Genomic DNA, 15177 nt, shown 5'->3' with positions numbered 1-15177 from the left:
TGAATTTCCCCATATACTGCATAGGTAACTTTGACGGCGCTAATAGACAGCAAGTGCTATTTATCAACATTATTTTGCCAAACCTCCTTGATAAACTTTTTGAACTCTTCTAGAATCAGAGGTAAATCACTATCAATTTCTTGGGTTTGTTGCCCATTTATAATTGAACGAAAGAGACGACGACCTCGACTATCAAAACCAATTTTATCCGCAACTGCCATAAAGATTGAGTAATCTTCTGGTATTGGTAAATCTCCACCTTTGCGCTGAAGAATTAAAAAGCTGGTGATAATTCCCAATCCACATTCTACCTGAAAGTTTTCTGTAGGTAACTGAATGGAAGCAATTAGCAAAGCCATGTCTTTTAATAGCCATTGGCGAAAGTGTGCTTGGTTAGATGAAGACAGAATTCCATTAGACACCAAAATACAGACTATTTCACCAGGTTGCAATTGATTTAAACACTGTTCTACAAATAAACACTCTTGTTCTGCTTGGATTTTCAATTTGGATGTAATAACGTAGCTTCCATCTCCGTGTTGTATCCATTTATAAGCCATCTCAAATCGGGCTAGTTCGGAATCGGAAGTGAGATTAATTTTGCAATAGGGAGGATTGGCAAGTGCTACAGTAGGCAAGGAAATTGGCAGAGGAGGATTACTGACACAATTTTGAAATAGTTGTTGCCACTCAGTAATTTTAATTTCCATCAAAATAAACTTCCTTGTAACATCTTTTCTGCTTTAGTATTTTTGTATTTGATACCATTAATCAGCAAACTATTATTTAGCTTCGTTTGACGTGTTGATGCGGGAGTTTCATACTTTAAATTTGGTCTGATAAAAGAAATACCCCTGCCAGTCAGCGTATCTCCGATGACTAAATCTCCACCCAAACTAGGAATAGGCAATGCCAAGTAGGGAGCATAAAGCATGAAGTTTAAACTTGCTATTTTTATTAGTAGTGAATCCCACTCCCAGCCTGTTAAACTGATAGCATAATTGGACATTTCCAATGCTAATCTTCCTGTACCAAGTGCTGGTTCATATATATGAAATGGTGCTATTGCAGCAGAACTTTCAACTGCTGCAATAGTCATTGTCCTGGCTGTCCAAGTAGGAGTAGGGTAGAATTTGGCTCTTGATTGCCCGTAACGATTAGCAGCCAACAAATGGCCGAAGTAATCGAAGGGACAAGAAATCAAAAGCTTCAGTTCCAGTTCTTGAAGAAGACGATTACTCGCACCGTTACATCCCTCTGGCTCATGAGGTAATTTAGCAATGCTGGGATGCCCTAGTGCATAAAGTAACCAATCAGTGAAATAGGGAATAAATCTGGAAGGACTGCCACATCCACCTGTAGAAATAGATTGCAGACAGCTTGAGAGCATCTGTAAAACTTGAGGATGTCCTAAGTCTAAAAACTCAGTTTGTGGTATTTCTTTAGGCAGTTCTCCAGTTTCCATTGTCCATCGCCATTGCTCCCACCTACCTTGATATTCATCATCTAATTTGAGTAGTTTTGATAATAGCCATCCATGTTCAAAAGTTGATTTGAGTACCATTGGGGTTATCTGTAATAAGCATTTGCCAATGGCAGAGGCATTAGCCTCTTAAATCTTGACTTCTGGAATAGCTTCTAAATTGACCATTGACGATAACTCAGGAATGACTATATTGGATTGTGATTTGTTATCTGGAGATTGAGTCAGTAGTTTAATTAACCATTTTTCAGTCTGCATCTGATCCTTTTTATTCCAGCGTACATTTAATCTTTGGGCTGGTTTAACAGGATGTAATGCTAAAATTACGAGTTGTATTTGGTTAGGAGTAACTGAGTATTGTCTAGCCGTAGTCCACAACTTTACTCGGTCTTGCCAGCTTAAATATGGATGGCGTATAGCCCATTCATAAAGTATGGGAATACCTTGTTTAAATGCTATATTTGTTAATACTTGAATAAAGTGCTTATCATCATTAATCGCAAGAGGTGCAATAACTGGATTATCGACTAATAACTTTTTCCGAGATTGAAAAATTTCCGGTGCAAGTTCCTGTATTTGATCAACCCACTGAGCAATTTGAGGATAGGCATTTAATAAAGGTTCTACAGTCAGTCCTAAAAATAGTTGTCTCATCACCAAAGAGAAGTTATCTGCAACTATAGAGTCAAAGGCAGAGCGATTTGGATGATATTTTTGACTGGGGAATAGGACTTGTTGCTGTGTTTTAGTAATTTGTTGAATATCGGCAAGATTAATTACTGGCATGGTGGAGAGAACATAACATCTCTCCAATGCAGCGGTAAGCTGCAAATTAATTATACGTACAGCCAAGATACAAGAATTAGCTGTCAATATGATCAATCCTCTACTTCCGGCTCACCTATTGTCTTCTGTGCGCCATGACGAATATGGAGAATTCTCACCGTGGCAACAGGCTGATCTTCAAGAACCGTAAATAGAATACGATAGGTTTGCTTTCCTTGCCCATAAAGAAGCTGACGAATTTCTTGACTAAAGAAGGCATCCTCTCGAGCGATTGGACAGCGCCGAGGCATTTCTTGCAGAGAGACGATTGCTTTAATCAGCCCTTGATACCAGAGTTGGGCGCGTTCATCTGTGGTAAACTGAGAAAAACTTAAGAATGCGGCATCCGCTTCGGCTTTCGCAATGCTAGAGAAATCAATGCGGTACGTCATGCTTCAAGAGACAATCCATATTTCTGATTTTGTTCAGCAATGAAGTCCTCTAAACTCGAAAATTGTCCTTGCTCAAAATCATCAAGCCCACGTTGGATTCCCTTTAAAGCCTCAAAAAAATCTTGATCGTCCAAACTCAGTCCTAAAGTCAGCACTGCTAGCGCCATTTGCGAAATATCTTGTCCAGTACTTTCAGCACGCTGTCGCAGCAGTGCCTCAACTTTCGGTGGCAGATCAAGTGTAATGGACATTGTGAGTTTTACCTCAGTGATACTGGTTTTATTATAGCGATGCCTGCTCTGGGCTACGCCTACACACCTCATAGATTGGGTAAAGCGGACTGCTCAAGTGTGGGAGTGCTTCAGCTACGCCCGTTGTAGACATCACGCTAATTCTAGATACCTGTAAAATTAAGCTGCAAGCGATGGCAACTCTTAGAGACGCTACGCGTAGCAAGCTTTTGAGTAAGGGTACGCCAAAGCCAACTCCTGGAGACGCTCCGCGTAGCTTGCAACTCCTGCGGAGTAAGGCTAACGCATATCTTATTAAAACATTAATCGTTCAATGAAAATTATGGCGTTAAGTAGGTAAGCACGATAAAAACAATATATATTTAGTTTTGTCAAAACCGTGAAATAACGATTTTATAAAGTATGTGCTGTATTTACATTTCGTAACATACTTGGGAATTTTCTCGCCCACTTACTTAAGATTAAACAAATTGTGTCCCAAATTCTTATGGAGTTTCTGGGATGAATAGTGGCTTAACTTATGAGCAAGAAACCTTTGTGCAAGATAGTATCCCTGTTAGATTGGGAAAATTGGCAACTAATTTAGCACGGATAAGTCAACTTTTCAGTGACTCTACGCATGAGGATGTGGTCAAAAGCCTGATTAGAGAGACTATGTATTTTATTGAGTGGATAGGCCCAGATATAGATATTGACAATGCTTTTGAGTTAGCAAACTTAGGAAGGTTTCTCACACGCTGGCTGTTTAACTGGGAACAAGCCTGGAATAACACAGATGCTAAAAACCAGATTATTCAAGAACTTGGTATTTGGTCAGACAGTGTTTTGCAAATGTCAAAATTACCTGCTGTACAACAATCCTAACTGATAATGACTCAATCCCAACCTCCATTACCACAACCAAAACTAGAATCTGCTGGTATTACCTCTGACCAGTATTTTGAATTTACTCCCGAAAAACTAGAACTGAGCAACGGATATTTGGGTTATGGTGGACAAGACCAACTTGGGTTTCACTTGTCTGTTCTCACCAACATGGGATTATTGACAGCAGTTCGACATACAAATTTGTCGCTGTGGCTAGAAGCACTCAAAGGTGTGGTCACAGAAAAACTACCGACTGTCAACGCCCAACCAGAAGTAGCAGAAGCAATACTCAATCGATTTAATCGGGCGATCGCAGACTTGGAGGCAGTGATTGAGTATCTAGAGCAATAAAATCTAGAAATTGAGCGATGTCTACGACGATACTCGTGTCAAACATCAAGTGTAGGGCTACGCCTCGGTGGAGGCGATGATCTCCGACGGACCGGAGGCGATCGCATCTAACAACAGTAATCCCATTTGCTTCAATAAAGCAGTGTTACCATCAGGGCAACCATGTTGAATTAGACACTTGGCACAGCCAGTATCGCAATTGCAATCTCGTGCGATCGCTCTAGCAGCACCAGCAAGTTTTGGCAGATGTTTAAACACAGCTTCAGCCGCACCATTACCACCATCACTGGTATCATAGAAATAACCCGTGTAATTGTTATTTTCCCCTAACTCCTTCACTACTGTAAAATTCACCTGTTTTAGGTCAACTCTAGCCACCAGCTGTAACGCTTTCATAATTTGATGCCCAAAGGTGTGGATAGCAATCAAGGTAGTGGAGTATTCCCACAACTGTTGATAACCAGGGGGAATCGCTTCTCCACTGCGAGTAAGACTGGTTCTAGTTTCTAAGGCATTGTGCTGGAGGTATTCCCGCGCACTTGAGTTAATCGCTACTTTGACCATTGGTGCTGAAAATTGAGTACGGAAAGGGTGCTCAAACTTTTCTTCTGACAGGGTTTTCACAATTACAGCTTTGCGTGTGAGTTTGCTACAAAGCCGACAACGACGTTCTTTAGGTAGCGGCTCTTTGTAGTTAAGACACCGCTTGTTCAAACAAGTCTGCTCATAGATTTGGGTCATTAAACTGTAACCACTGGTAATGTGTTTAACCTCACCAAAACTAAGTTCTAGGGTTAAGTATTCCTGACAGTCATCAACTTCACTGACTTGAGAAAACAGCAATGGTAACTTCACCGGATCTGTCAGCACTGTTAGGCTGCTGGTTTCTGATTCTGTAACTGCAACTGTAAACAGTGGGCTATCTACTGTCTGTTTTAAAATTGCTTGTTTGCTGTTCAAGTCAAGGGAGACGCACTGATAAGTCAGCATTCGTCCATTGGCATCTTGTCGTTTGTAGATGGCTTGAGGATGGACTTCCCGGTGAGCAATATCTTCTGAGATTTCCTCTAGTTCTTCCCCAGATTCTGCATCTACTAGCTTGATGGTAGTTTGGGATAAGCCACCCCGAAAGTTAACATCCTTATGGGGATAGCCTTTTGCCCACAGTCCATTACGACCTTTATTTAGATGCCCTTGGGCTAACAGGAGTTTTGCTACCTCGTAAGCTGCTGTGCCAAAGTAGTGCTTGATTTTATTAGTAGGAATACCAGTTTCTGCGGCTGCACACATTAAATGTTTCGCAGCAAAGATGGGATATTCGTCATTAAAGAATACTTCCTCAGCTTCTGGCGATACCAGCATTTCTGGATGTTCTGCTACATAGCAGTCTATGGGATTGAGAGCATTGGGAAGCAGCACTGTTAGTCCAGACTGAGAACGTCCGGCGCGGCCACTGCGTTGCTGGTATGCCATTTTGGAACCAGGCCAGCCACGCAAAATGCAACATTCTAATTCTGGTAGGTCAATTCCAGCTTCTAATGCTTCTGTGGCAATAATCCACTTGATCGTGCCAAACTGGAGTTGGTCAACTACTTCTGCCCGACGCTCAGAAGTTATGCCACTGTAGAAAGCGGCTACTTGGTTTGATTTGAGTAATTCTGTTAGTTCCCGCACGCTGCGACGGGAGTTACAAAAGGCGATACCTGATTTACCTTGATTGAGCAAAAATTGAATAATCCGAGCGGTATCACCAGTCAGATTGTAACTGGGCTGAGTGATAATTATTTGTCTAGATGGTGAAGCAGCTCCACTTTTGCGAATCCAAATTAGGGGTTTTGGGTTGATTTTGGTGGGTTTCAAACCAGAGATTTTCAGAGCCAGTTGTTTAGGATTACCACAAGTGGCACTCAGGAAGATAAATTGCAGTTTCTTGGAGTCACCACCGTAATGATCTACTGCTAGTTTAATGCGACGAATCAGCCAGGACATATTTGCGCCATAGCTACCTGAAAGAGTGTGAGCTTCATCAATCAGCACATAGCGCAATCGCTGATAAAAGTTTGCCCAATGCGCGGATTTCCAGGTTTGCTTGAGTTGAAAGTGGATTAATTCTGGAGTGACACCTAAAATATGCGGTTCACTCTTGAGGATTTGTTCTCGTTTTTCCGATTTGACATCTCCAGTGATCATTGCCAGTATAGGTCTGGATTGTGTGGGTATGGTAGAGAGTAGTTCAGAGATTTTGTGGAACTGGTCTAGCGCTAATGCTCGTAGTCCATAAAATGCTAATGCTCGATGTTCTTCATTGATACAACCTTCCAGAATGGCGGGGTATGTGCTAAGAGTTTTGCCACTGGCTGTGGGAGAGGTGAGGATTAAACTTTTACCTTGTCTAATTGCTTGTAATGCTTGAAGTTGGTGAGAGTAAAGTTGGGTGATTCCTAATGAGTGAAGTGCTTTAATTAATTTATTTGGTAGGTCATTAGGGATATTTTTCAGATTAGGTTCTTTGGCAGAGATAGTCTGTTGCCAGAGTAAATCTTCACCTAGAAATTCAGCAATATCTGTTGGTTCAGTGGGATGGTTATTTGAGTTGGAATTTTCTGTAATGGGTGTACGAGGTGGTGTCCAAAAGCTTTGTAGTAAGGCACTATAATTGGGCGTATTCATGGCGGGATTTTTCGCTCATTGCCCTAAAAAATCCCCCATTGGGGGGAGTGATGCTAAATTAGGATAGGTAGTATTGTTTGCGTGGGAATATCTAAATACGCATCCACTAGGGCCAGATTACGCCTAAATCGGCATCATTTTCACATGGATTGTGATTAATAAATATTCTAGCTCTCTTAGAATATCTTGTACTATAAGTTGGTGATTTTCATCTAAAATGCCAAAACCATTTACATTAATTGTAAATTTTGTTTTGGGTAAATCTAACTGAATTGGTGAGGCTGGAAATTGGACGTAAGATGCACTTAAAAAATCTTTTAAATCATCTAAAGTTTGCCTTACTAATTGTGTGGTATTTTCATCAAAAACACCTACACCTCTTAAAATAATTTTAAATTTTTTTATTGATACTTCTGAATTAAAAGTATAGATATCTTTTAATTCTTTTAGATTTTCTACACGAGTGCTATCTTTCTTATCTCCTTCAATCAGTAAATCCCATTGTTTCGCTAAATCCACATCAACAGCTTCGCAAATTGCTCTAAAAGATTCGGGACAAATTTCTGTTCCAGCCCAAAAACGTTTTAAGGTGGATTCTGAAACATGGGCTGATGTCCACCACTTTTCATCGTATTTACGAAAGCCTTTTTTTTTCCTTTGGGTATCCATATGTTCTTTACCTTTTTTACATAATTTAACACCCATTAATTTTGCTCCATTACCTAGAAATTTACAAGCTGCCAAGCTTCTCATCATAGTATCACAGCCAACCTGAGAACAGATGGTAGTAAAGCATTAGCGGATTAATAACATAGTTAAAAACTGGAACAAAATTGAGTTATTATTGAATTTTGGGGCAGAAAAAAATCACATAAATATCAGTTAAAGATCATAAAAAATAGGTTGAAATGAACCTTTTAATGAACTATAAAAGAACCTCTATTGAACCAATAATGATACATTGACCCTTGTATTTTATTGTGAAGGAAGTGATAGTAAACCTATCGCAATATTTTGTAAAGCCATTACTTTGTATAAAAATTATCTACAGTTTACTGACAGATTCCTAAAAGACAAAACTTGTTCATTATCTTAATGGTGGTGTCTATTATGTTTACAATGACTACTGTGTTAGGTGCGATATACAAACATGGATACAAGCAAACAGAAGGCTTCCAAGACAAGTCTGTTGCTGACATTATGTTTGTCGTAGATTGCACAGCTAGTATGTGGAGTGAGCTTGAAGCCATCAAATATACCATTAAAGACTTTGCCAATACGATTGAGTCTTATGGAAAACAGACAAGACTTGGTTTGATAGAGTTCCGCGATCGGCAAATTGGTCAAGAACATACTATCCATAGTTTTGAAAATAGCACAGATAGTTTTACTCAATTTCCTGAACTATTTAACACAGAAGTTGACAAACTACAAGCAGAAGGTGGTTGTGGATATAATTCCAGTAGTCTTGATGCTATCTTGCTTGCATTGCGTCAACCTTTTACATCAGACGCAAAGAAAGTCATTATTCTATTTACAGATGCTCCACCTAGCATTCCAGATGTGGAAGCTAAGAGTGTTGAACAAGTAGCACAAGCTATTCGTGATGCTGGTGTAGAACTTTATATTGTGAATACTAAGAAATCTATATTCGGGTTATCTTCTTTTTGGTCTGATAATGAAGATGAGAAAGTGTATACCCAATTGGTAGAAGGCACACAAGGAAAAGTATTTGAACTTGGTTTTAGATATAACTTATATAATTTTGCTGAAGAATTAAAGAGCAACTTACGCAAATTAATGGATGATCTTAAATCCGAATTTACCTGGAATTATGAACTTGGACGTGATGAAAGCTATAGCGATGGTAGATATGATTGCACCTTTCCAATTAAAATATGGGATTGTAACTATAGTCGTAGATTGTATTATATCGATTTTTGTTACGGATTGAACATAAAAAGTGATTATGAGCTTGGTCGTGAACAAGGCTATAGCGACGGTAGATATGATTGCACCTCTCAAATATCTGATAAGTTATTATTTAAATCTAGAAATTACCAAAATGGGTATGAATGCGGATTTGAAAACGGAAAAATAATTGCTAAAGCTTTAGCATACATAAGATTAGATAAATTTTATATTTATGTATATAAAAGCCAGGGATATAAAAATTACAAAAGTCTTTGGCATACTTTATCTAATATTTCAGGAAGCTCTATTAATTCTCAGAAGACATATTCTAATTATGGAGAAGATGCAATGATTTTTGTAGATGAGCGGCGGCCTATCACTATAAAAATGTTTTCTCATTCTGGTTCAGGGAAATCCTCTTTAGCCAATCTATTGTTGTTCAGCTCGCTGATAAAAAGTGATTATGAGCTTGGTCGTGAACAAGGCTATAGCGACGGTAGATATAACTGCGCCTCTCAAATATCTGATGGTTGGTACGAGTTATTATTCCAATATAGCAACTATCGAGATGGGTATAAGGATGGGTTTGAATATGGAAAAATTATTGCTAAAGCTTTAGCATACATAAATTTCGATAAATTTCGCATTCATGGATATAATATCCAGAGCTATAACGGTGATAACCAAGATGATTTATTCCTCTATTGTCCCAGACTAGGTACATCTTGGATTTATAATTGTGATGGCATTTTTACTATTTTAGGACGTGCCACTGCAAATGATATTATTCAATACCAACAAAAAGAAATTACAGCTAAAACTAAAGCATATATTAAATCTCTCCGCGATAAATTACTACCTGGCTTTGATCAAGACATAGCCTCTAAAGTTATTAATGGAGAAATCTTCAATGAACTCAATAACCATCTAGGTGAACTAGAAGAACTGAAAAATAGTGTAATTAAAAAAGGTGTAACCGCAACTTCAGCCTTAAGTCAAGCAAATTGGTATGAAGGAGAAGCCTCCAAGCATTGGCAACTTAGCCGTAAACAAGATCCCATTTGGACAGAATATCGTCGCACCTATAAACCCTGTTGGTGGGGTGGTAAAAAATGGTACACATTTGAAATTAAGCACGTTGACCATCATCGGATGGTTTGGATGAACTATACCAAACTAGCTGCTACTTTAAGAAATCAAGCTGTTAGCAATATTAATGATACAGAAACAACTAAAGTTGAACAAAAAAATTTTGAACATTGGTGCGAAGCAAGAATTAGAAAACGAAACGAATCAAGCATCAAATTTGCATAACTGAATGCTGATTACTAATCCAAAGCAATTCATTTACTGATGTAATGAAAAAGAGAAACAGTTTGTTTAGTTATTTGTTTCAGTTAGAGATTTCATCGGACAAAACTTTAATAGACAAGATGTTTTAATCAAGTGGTTTAACTCCAGTACCTAGTCAAGCTGCCAATTTACTAACTGTTTGTTAGAACCACATAAAGAAAACTTTGTCACTCTAACTAAAAATATTTAAAAAACTACCACTAAGATTTATTGCCCACACTCATTTCTACAAGTTAGAATATAAATGCTGGGTTAGTACAAATGAACTAATAAGGGTTTTGACTCCAGTATCTAGTCAAGCTGCCAACTTTCTAAAGACTGAAGTAATAAAAACTGTAAAAGTTCATTAATCTAACCCTTTTCCTCGATAAAAAGGCTAAAACTCAAGATAATCCAACCAATGTAATAGAAACTGTAAAAGCTCATTAATCTAGCTTTTTCCTTCTTGGTGCAATTTTTGTTCAGTAAATTATTGTGGTAGCGGTTATAATCATTGATCCATAATTAAACTATTAACTGAACCATTTTTCTTAATAAAACTTGATGTTTACATTTGGCTGATGTAGCTTGTTAAAAATGAGCTACATATTGATATTTTATAGACATCATTGAACCTTGTATAAATCTGAAGCATTCAGTAATAATTTTGTTATCAAGTTGGCAGCTTGACTCAAAACTATTACTGGAGTTATATCCTATGACTAACGATTCAGATCACTTTATCTGCACTTCCAACAATAATGGACAACCAATTCAGCAAACGACTCAAATTGGTACAGAACAACCAACTGTACCTCACTTAATTGATAAAATTGCTGATGTTGCTCTAAAGCATGAAGGAAGTGCTTTAATTTTTTCCAGTGGGATTGCTACTTCTATCATCATCTACATGATTGCCAAATCAGCAGCAGAAATAATTAAAGCGTGGCGTATCACTGCTTCTTAATTAACATCTGTACTTTAGAGTCTGGAGTTTAGTGGGGATGAAAATCTCCACTTTTATGCCCAAGTGCAGATGGAGTCCAATATCCAATCCAAAATCCAAAACTCTCAGTCAACTTTATGTTGATTAAGTTAACTTAAATAACCTGCTAACACTAAGAATTATTAGCAGTAAATCTTTACTTTCAGTACCCCTCTTAATAGACATCTCCAAATCCAGCATCATAGACACTGCTTTAGCTAAAGCGTTAATGCTTATATTTGCTACCTCCTGACGCAAATAGTAAATGCGATTAGGATTGCTGATACTGCAAATTTGAGCTAATTCACTATCTTTCTTAATCCCAGAAACAATCGCAGACTTAACCCACAGCCAAGTTCTAAACTGCGTTAGGAGAGTGGCAACAATTACCATTAATGGTTCCGAGCGTGACAGTAAATCATCTAGCAGGTGCAAAACTTGATTGCTTTCTCCTTGGCGAATAGCAGATGCCAGTTGTAGGCTATTCTGAGTCTGACATGACACTAACTCTTTTACTTCTGCAAGCTCAAGTTGTCTGCCATTACCATAGATATACAGTTTGCGTAACTCTGTGGCTACACGGGTCATGTCGTTACCAATTGCTTCTGCTAGATATTCCACTGCATCCTTTGACAGTACCAGCTTGATTTTTTTAGCTTGAGTTGCGATCACCTTTTCAATCAAATCAGTACGCCAAGGTGGTATCAATGAAAACTCAAACAATTTGGCATACTTGACAATATGTTTGTAAATCTTCAGGCGCTTATCTACATTGGTGGCGACAAACACCAAAATTGTGAATTCAGGCACTTGAACAAGCTGCTGCAAGGTTTCCAACTCAGTATCACCCCACTGCTTGAGGTGGCAATTTTCCACAATCACCAGTTTTTTACCTCCAGTCAGGGAACGAGTGCGAGCTACGCTGATAGCTCGGTCAAGCTGATCGGCTGGAAATCGGTGATAGCAAAATGTGAGCCATTGAGCATCAATCTCTGCTTTGTATTGGTTTAGCTGTTCCTGGATGGCGTGTTGGTCGTCACCTGTCAACAAGACAATCATGCTTTTACCCTCCCGTTACTGCTCTTGTTGGCAGTTTTAATTAGCACAGTCATTGGTTTTTGACTTTGGGTAGCTCGTTGCAGCATTTTAGCGATCGCTTCTTTACTACTCTCAAACTTATTCAGGTAAGCTGGTGTAACCTCTAAAATTGCCTTGTCACCTTGCAATTTAACGAGATTTGCATGAGCCAACAGCTTTTGATTGCTGGGTTTAGCTGTATCCATCACAGAAAGCCAAATTTGAGCCAGGTTAGTAGTATTAGCTGCAACTGCTGGTAACAATTTGCCATCATGCCCTTTGTCATCTACAGGTTTAGCAGTTAGCGTCTTGGTTGCACTGACGGGCAATAAACTAGGTATCAAGTTCAGTAAGCAAACTTCTAGCCATACAGCAGCATTTACTGTGTACCGAAGATAGTTTTCTGCTTTTTGTAACTCTGCTAGAGACAAGTTAAGCGTCTCGAAATTCCAGTGATTTGCTAAAACCTTGAGTTGAGCATAGCTAACACAACCAGTCAGCAGGGATTGCTCTTTGGGTGCAGATTTGATAATCAGTAAATCTCGGTATGTTTGCAGTAAGTTGGAGAGAATCAATTTGGGCGTTTTACCAGAATCTACTAAAACTCTTGCTACTTGCAGCAAGTTAAAGGTGTTGTTCGTGGATATTGCCTGTAAAATTGACATTAATTCTGTTTCTGTCACACCACCAGCGATTTCCATGACATGATTAGCAGTGATATCTTCATCTAAAAGACTCACCTGACCCAGTAATTGCAGTGCATCCCGCAATCCACCATCGCCCAGGCGTGCGATCGCTGTTAGTGCCTCCTCATCAATAGAGATAGATTCTGCATTTGCTACAATACGGAGATGCTGCACAATAGTCTGAACAGACAAAGTGCGAAAGTTAAACACCTGACAACGGCTGACAATGGTAGGTAACACCTTGTGCAGTTCTGTTGTGCAGAGAATGAAAACAACATGAGGTGGCGGTTCTTCAATACACTTAAGTAAGGCATTGAAGGCGTTGCCGGTTAGACAATGGCACTCATCGAGAATAAAAATTCGGTAACATCCTGCAACAGGTGCTAAGGTACTGCGCTCAATTAAAGCACGAGCATCATCTACACCATTATTAGAAGCAGCATCAATTTCACTAACATCTAGGCTATTACTGGTTTCAATTGAACGGCAGGATTGACAAATACCACAAGGTTGGTCAGTTGGTTTTTTAGTGTTGAGGCAATTGAGGGATTTAGCAAATATCCGAGCAGTTGAGGTTTTACCTGTGCCTCTAGAACCTGTAAACAAATAAGCTGGTGCAATTTGCAGGTATTTGACAGCATTAGTCAGAGCAGTTTTGATGTAGGGCTGTCCAACTAATTCGGCTATTGTTTGGGGTCGATATTTTTGATGTAGGGCGACTGTAGACATAGGATTCATTAACCTTAATTTGTCGCCCTTACCCCTGTTAAGGGGGTGCAATTTTGACTCCAAAATAGGCTGATTTGCTCAATTCCAGTAATATTTACTGATACTAGAAGTTGAGTATGCCTAATTATTTAAACGTTGAAACAGGTGGAGAATTTTATGGAATTGACAACCGAGCTATAGCACTTTTAGAATTCATATCCTTGGCTCATAAAACGCTAAATTTCTCTTTTTTAGCTGCCTCCTTAAGCAGTAGCGAATTCTGTTAAACCTCGTTTACTGGGATGATGGAAACCCAAAACAATATCGGCTTGGGGTATTCCGGCTGATAGCAAATCATCAACAACGCAGAAATTAGTTGCATCTTCTTCCACCCAAACTTTGCCGTTTTTGATGCAGAGATAGATGATAATATACTGGATTTGCTTTTTGTCATCCCAGCCAAACCTAAACCAAAGATATTGATCTCTTGTTTCATCAAAAGCCAAGCGATCGCTTACTTCAATTCCCGCATTTTTTATAACTTGAGTATTAGTAGTTTCGTAATACTCAGTCAATATATTCTTGATAGCATTGCGGTATTCTTCTAGCTTATCCATTGCCGAATTTCCTCCTTTTCTGTATTTACAACTATTAACAGCAGGTTATTTTCATTGATGACTGCTTGTACAGATTTACGTTGAAAAAAGTTCTCATAGACAACATCATCAACAGCTAAATAAAGCTTATATTCTGGCTCAGTAAGTTGAATTAGTTTCCGATAGACTATGTATTGTCCCAGGGCATTATGAAAATCATACATCAGCGATTTGCCCACAAAGCTCTTGATTTCTACAACAATCTTCTGCCCTTGGCGTTCTGCGGCGATTGGTTTTTCTGCTGCTAGGTCGGCGTAGAGTTCAGCATCCTCATTGTGATTTGAACTATATTTTGACCAAACGGACGGGACATACTTCACTATTGACTAGGACAACATATAGTTCAAAGCTATAAATGGAGTTAAAAAACCTCAAAACTTAATTACAGCAAGCAATACGGTTTTTATAGTTCATTTGTATGTGTTCGTGGGCGAGAGCTTTTAAAACCAAAATATCAGGCGATCGCTTTATCACTCAATTTTTGGCTAAACATGTTTTTGAACCATATTGTAAGCATTTTGAACCAAATTTTGACCGAAAGTTGAAAATTTAAGGGTTAAATTAGTGTGTTTTGCTCTGCATTTTTTACCAAATCAAAAAAGAAAACTTTGGGTTGCACTATGGTTCACATTTAAAACACGCGGACATAAGTTGATTCATTTTGTTATGTTGAAGATTTGCTCAAAACCTTGAAATTACGTTAACTTTTGGTCATAGTATTGTAAATAAATACCTTTCTCTTTTTTATCTGTTAACACAGCTAACCGTTCGAGTGCTTTGACTAAGAATGCTTTTTCTAGGATTACTTCTCGGTCAAAGCTAAATCTTGCCAATAGCTGTTCGCAGTCAGGGTAAGTTCCTTCCAGACATTGACATCTGAGGATAATATCTTGCCAAGCAAAACCCAAGCGATTACTTTGGGCATCATAAGTAAGTGGGCGGGAAAAATCTCAAGTATGTAACGAAAAGTTAACTAGAGA

Annotated in this window: 16 protein-coding genes; 4 read left to right on the top strand and 12 right to left on the bottom strand. The window is 38.7% G+C overall.

Annotation, left to right across the window (positions count from 1 at the left end):
* Positions 1-56: 56 nt before the first annotated feature.
* The 5 genes from RMY63_RS36370 to RMY63_RS36350 are packed head-to-tail and all read right to left on the bottom strand — an operon-like array spanning position 57 to position 2951.
* Positions 57-710 (bottom strand): type I restriction endonuclease subunit M, encoded by a 654-nt coding sequence (locus tag RMY63_RS36370; protein WP_322733349.1) that lies wholly within the window; start codon positions 708-710, stop codon positions 57-59.
* Complete coding sequence (locus tag RMY63_RS36365) at positions 710-1564, bottom strand: hypothetical protein (RefSeq protein WP_322733348.1); 855 nt, start codon at positions 1562-1564, stop codon at positions 710-712. Before RMY63_RS36365 ends, RMY63_RS36370 begins: the two co-directional genes overlap by 1 nt.
* A 48-nt stretch (positions 1565-1612) precedes the next feature.
* Positions 1613-2356 (bottom strand): hypothetical protein, encoded by a 744-nt coding sequence (locus RMY63_RS36360; protein ID WP_322733347.1) that lies wholly within the window; start codon positions 2354-2356, stop codon positions 1613-1615.
* Between the two features lie 5 nt (positions 2357-2361).
* Entirely contained in the window at positions 2362-2700 is a 339-nt protein-coding gene (locus tag RMY63_RS36355; RefSeq protein ID WP_322733346.1) for a type II toxin-antitoxin system RelE/ParE family toxin, read from the bottom strand.
* Entirely contained in the window at positions 2697-2951 is a 255-nt protein-coding gene (locus tag RMY63_RS36350) for a hypothetical protein (RefSeq protein ID WP_094333544.1), read from the bottom strand. The genes RMY63_RS36355 and RMY63_RS36350 overlap by 4 nt, the downstream gene beginning before the upstream one ends.
* Positions 2952-3452: 501 nt before the next feature.
* Between RMY63_RS36350 and RMY63_RS36345 the strand changes: the two genes are divergently transcribed.
* Positions 3453-3815: a hypothetical protein gene (locus RMY63_RS36345; protein WP_322733345.1), complete on the top strand. Its 363-nt coding sequence runs from the start codon at positions 3453-3455 to the stop codon at positions 3813-3815.
* 6 nt (positions 3816-3821) lie between these two features.
* Positions 3822-4169 carry a hypothetical protein gene (locus tag RMY63_RS36340; RefSeq protein ID WP_094333543.1) on the top strand — a complete coding sequence of 116 codons (348 nt, stop codon included), beginning with the start codon at positions 3822-3824 and terminating at the stop codon, positions 4167-4169.
* A 57-nt stretch (positions 4170-4226) separates the two neighbouring features.
* On the opposite strand, the gene RMY63_RS36335 is transcribed toward RMY63_RS36340, so the two are convergent.
* Together RMY63_RS36335 and RMY63_RS36330 are read right to left on the bottom strand one after the other, a co-directional pair.
* A complete protein-coding gene (locus RMY63_RS36335) occupies positions 4227-6839 on the bottom strand; it encodes a DEAD/DEAH box helicase (protein WP_322733344.1) in 2613 nt (870 codons plus the stop codon).
* A gap of 123 nt (positions 6840-6962) precedes the next feature.
* Positions 6963-7544, bottom strand: coding sequence for a hypothetical protein (locus RMY63_RS36330; protein ID WP_322733343.1), 582 nt, complete (start codon positions 7542-7544; stop codon positions 6963-6965).
* 405 nt (positions 7545-7949) lie between these two features.
* Between RMY63_RS36330 and RMY63_RS36325 the strand changes: the two genes are divergently transcribed.
* Positions 7950-10067 carry a vWA domain-containing protein gene (locus RMY63_RS36325; protein WP_322733342.1) on the top strand — a complete coding sequence of 706 codons (2118 nt, stop codon included), beginning with the start codon at positions 7950-7952 and terminating at the stop codon, positions 10065-10067.
* A gap of 736 nt (positions 10068-10803) precedes the next feature.
* A complete protein-coding gene (locus tag RMY63_RS36320; RefSeq protein WP_322733341.1) occupies positions 10804-11052 on the top strand; it encodes a hypothetical protein in 249 nt (82 codons plus the stop codon).
* Between the two features lie 123 nt (positions 11053-11175).
* On the opposite strand, the gene holA is transcribed toward RMY63_RS36320, so the two are convergent.
* The 5 genes from holA to RMY63_RS36295 form a co-directional block, all read right to left on the bottom strand.
* The gene (gene holA, locus RMY63_RS36315) at positions 11176-12129 is read right to left on the bottom strand and encodes a DNA polymerase III subunit delta (protein WP_322733340.1); all 954 of its coding nucleotides are present in this window, start codon (positions 12127-12129) and stop codon (positions 11176-11178) included.
* Positions 12126-13562 carry a DNA polymerase III subunit gamma/tau gene (dnaX, locus tag RMY63_RS36310; protein WP_322733339.1) on the bottom strand — a complete coding sequence of 479 codons (1437 nt, stop codon included), beginning with the start codon at positions 13560-13562 and terminating at the stop codon, positions 12126-12128. Before dnaX ends, holA begins: the two co-directional genes overlap by 4 nt.
* Positions 13563-13804: 242 nt before the next feature.
* Positions 13805-14158: a XisI protein gene (locus RMY63_RS36305; protein WP_322733338.1), complete on the bottom strand. Its 354-nt coding sequence runs from the start codon at positions 14156-14158 to the stop codon at positions 13805-13807.
* Positions 14146-14517, bottom strand: coding sequence for a XisH family protein (locus RMY63_RS36300; RefSeq protein ID WP_322733337.1), 372 nt, complete (start codon positions 14515-14517; stop codon positions 14146-14148). The genes RMY63_RS36305 and RMY63_RS36300 overlap by 13 nt, the downstream gene beginning before the upstream one ends.
* A 375-nt stretch (positions 14518-14892) precedes the next feature.
* The gene (locus RMY63_RS36295; protein ID WP_322733336.1) at positions 14893-15105 is read right to left on the bottom strand and encodes a hypothetical protein; all 213 of its coding nucleotides are present in this window, start codon (positions 15103-15105) and stop codon (positions 14893-14895) included.
* Between the last annotated feature and the right edge of the window lie 72 nt (positions 15106-15177).

It is taken from the genome of Nostoc sp. ChiQUE01b, assembly GCF_034531255.1.
In the GTDB taxonomy this organism is placed as follows: Bacteria; Cyanobacteriota; Cyanobacteriia; order Cyanobacteriales; family Nostocaceae; genus Nostoc.
Note: the sequence above shows the minus strand (reverse complement) of the source record. Positions and strands in the feature narration are given on the sequence as shown.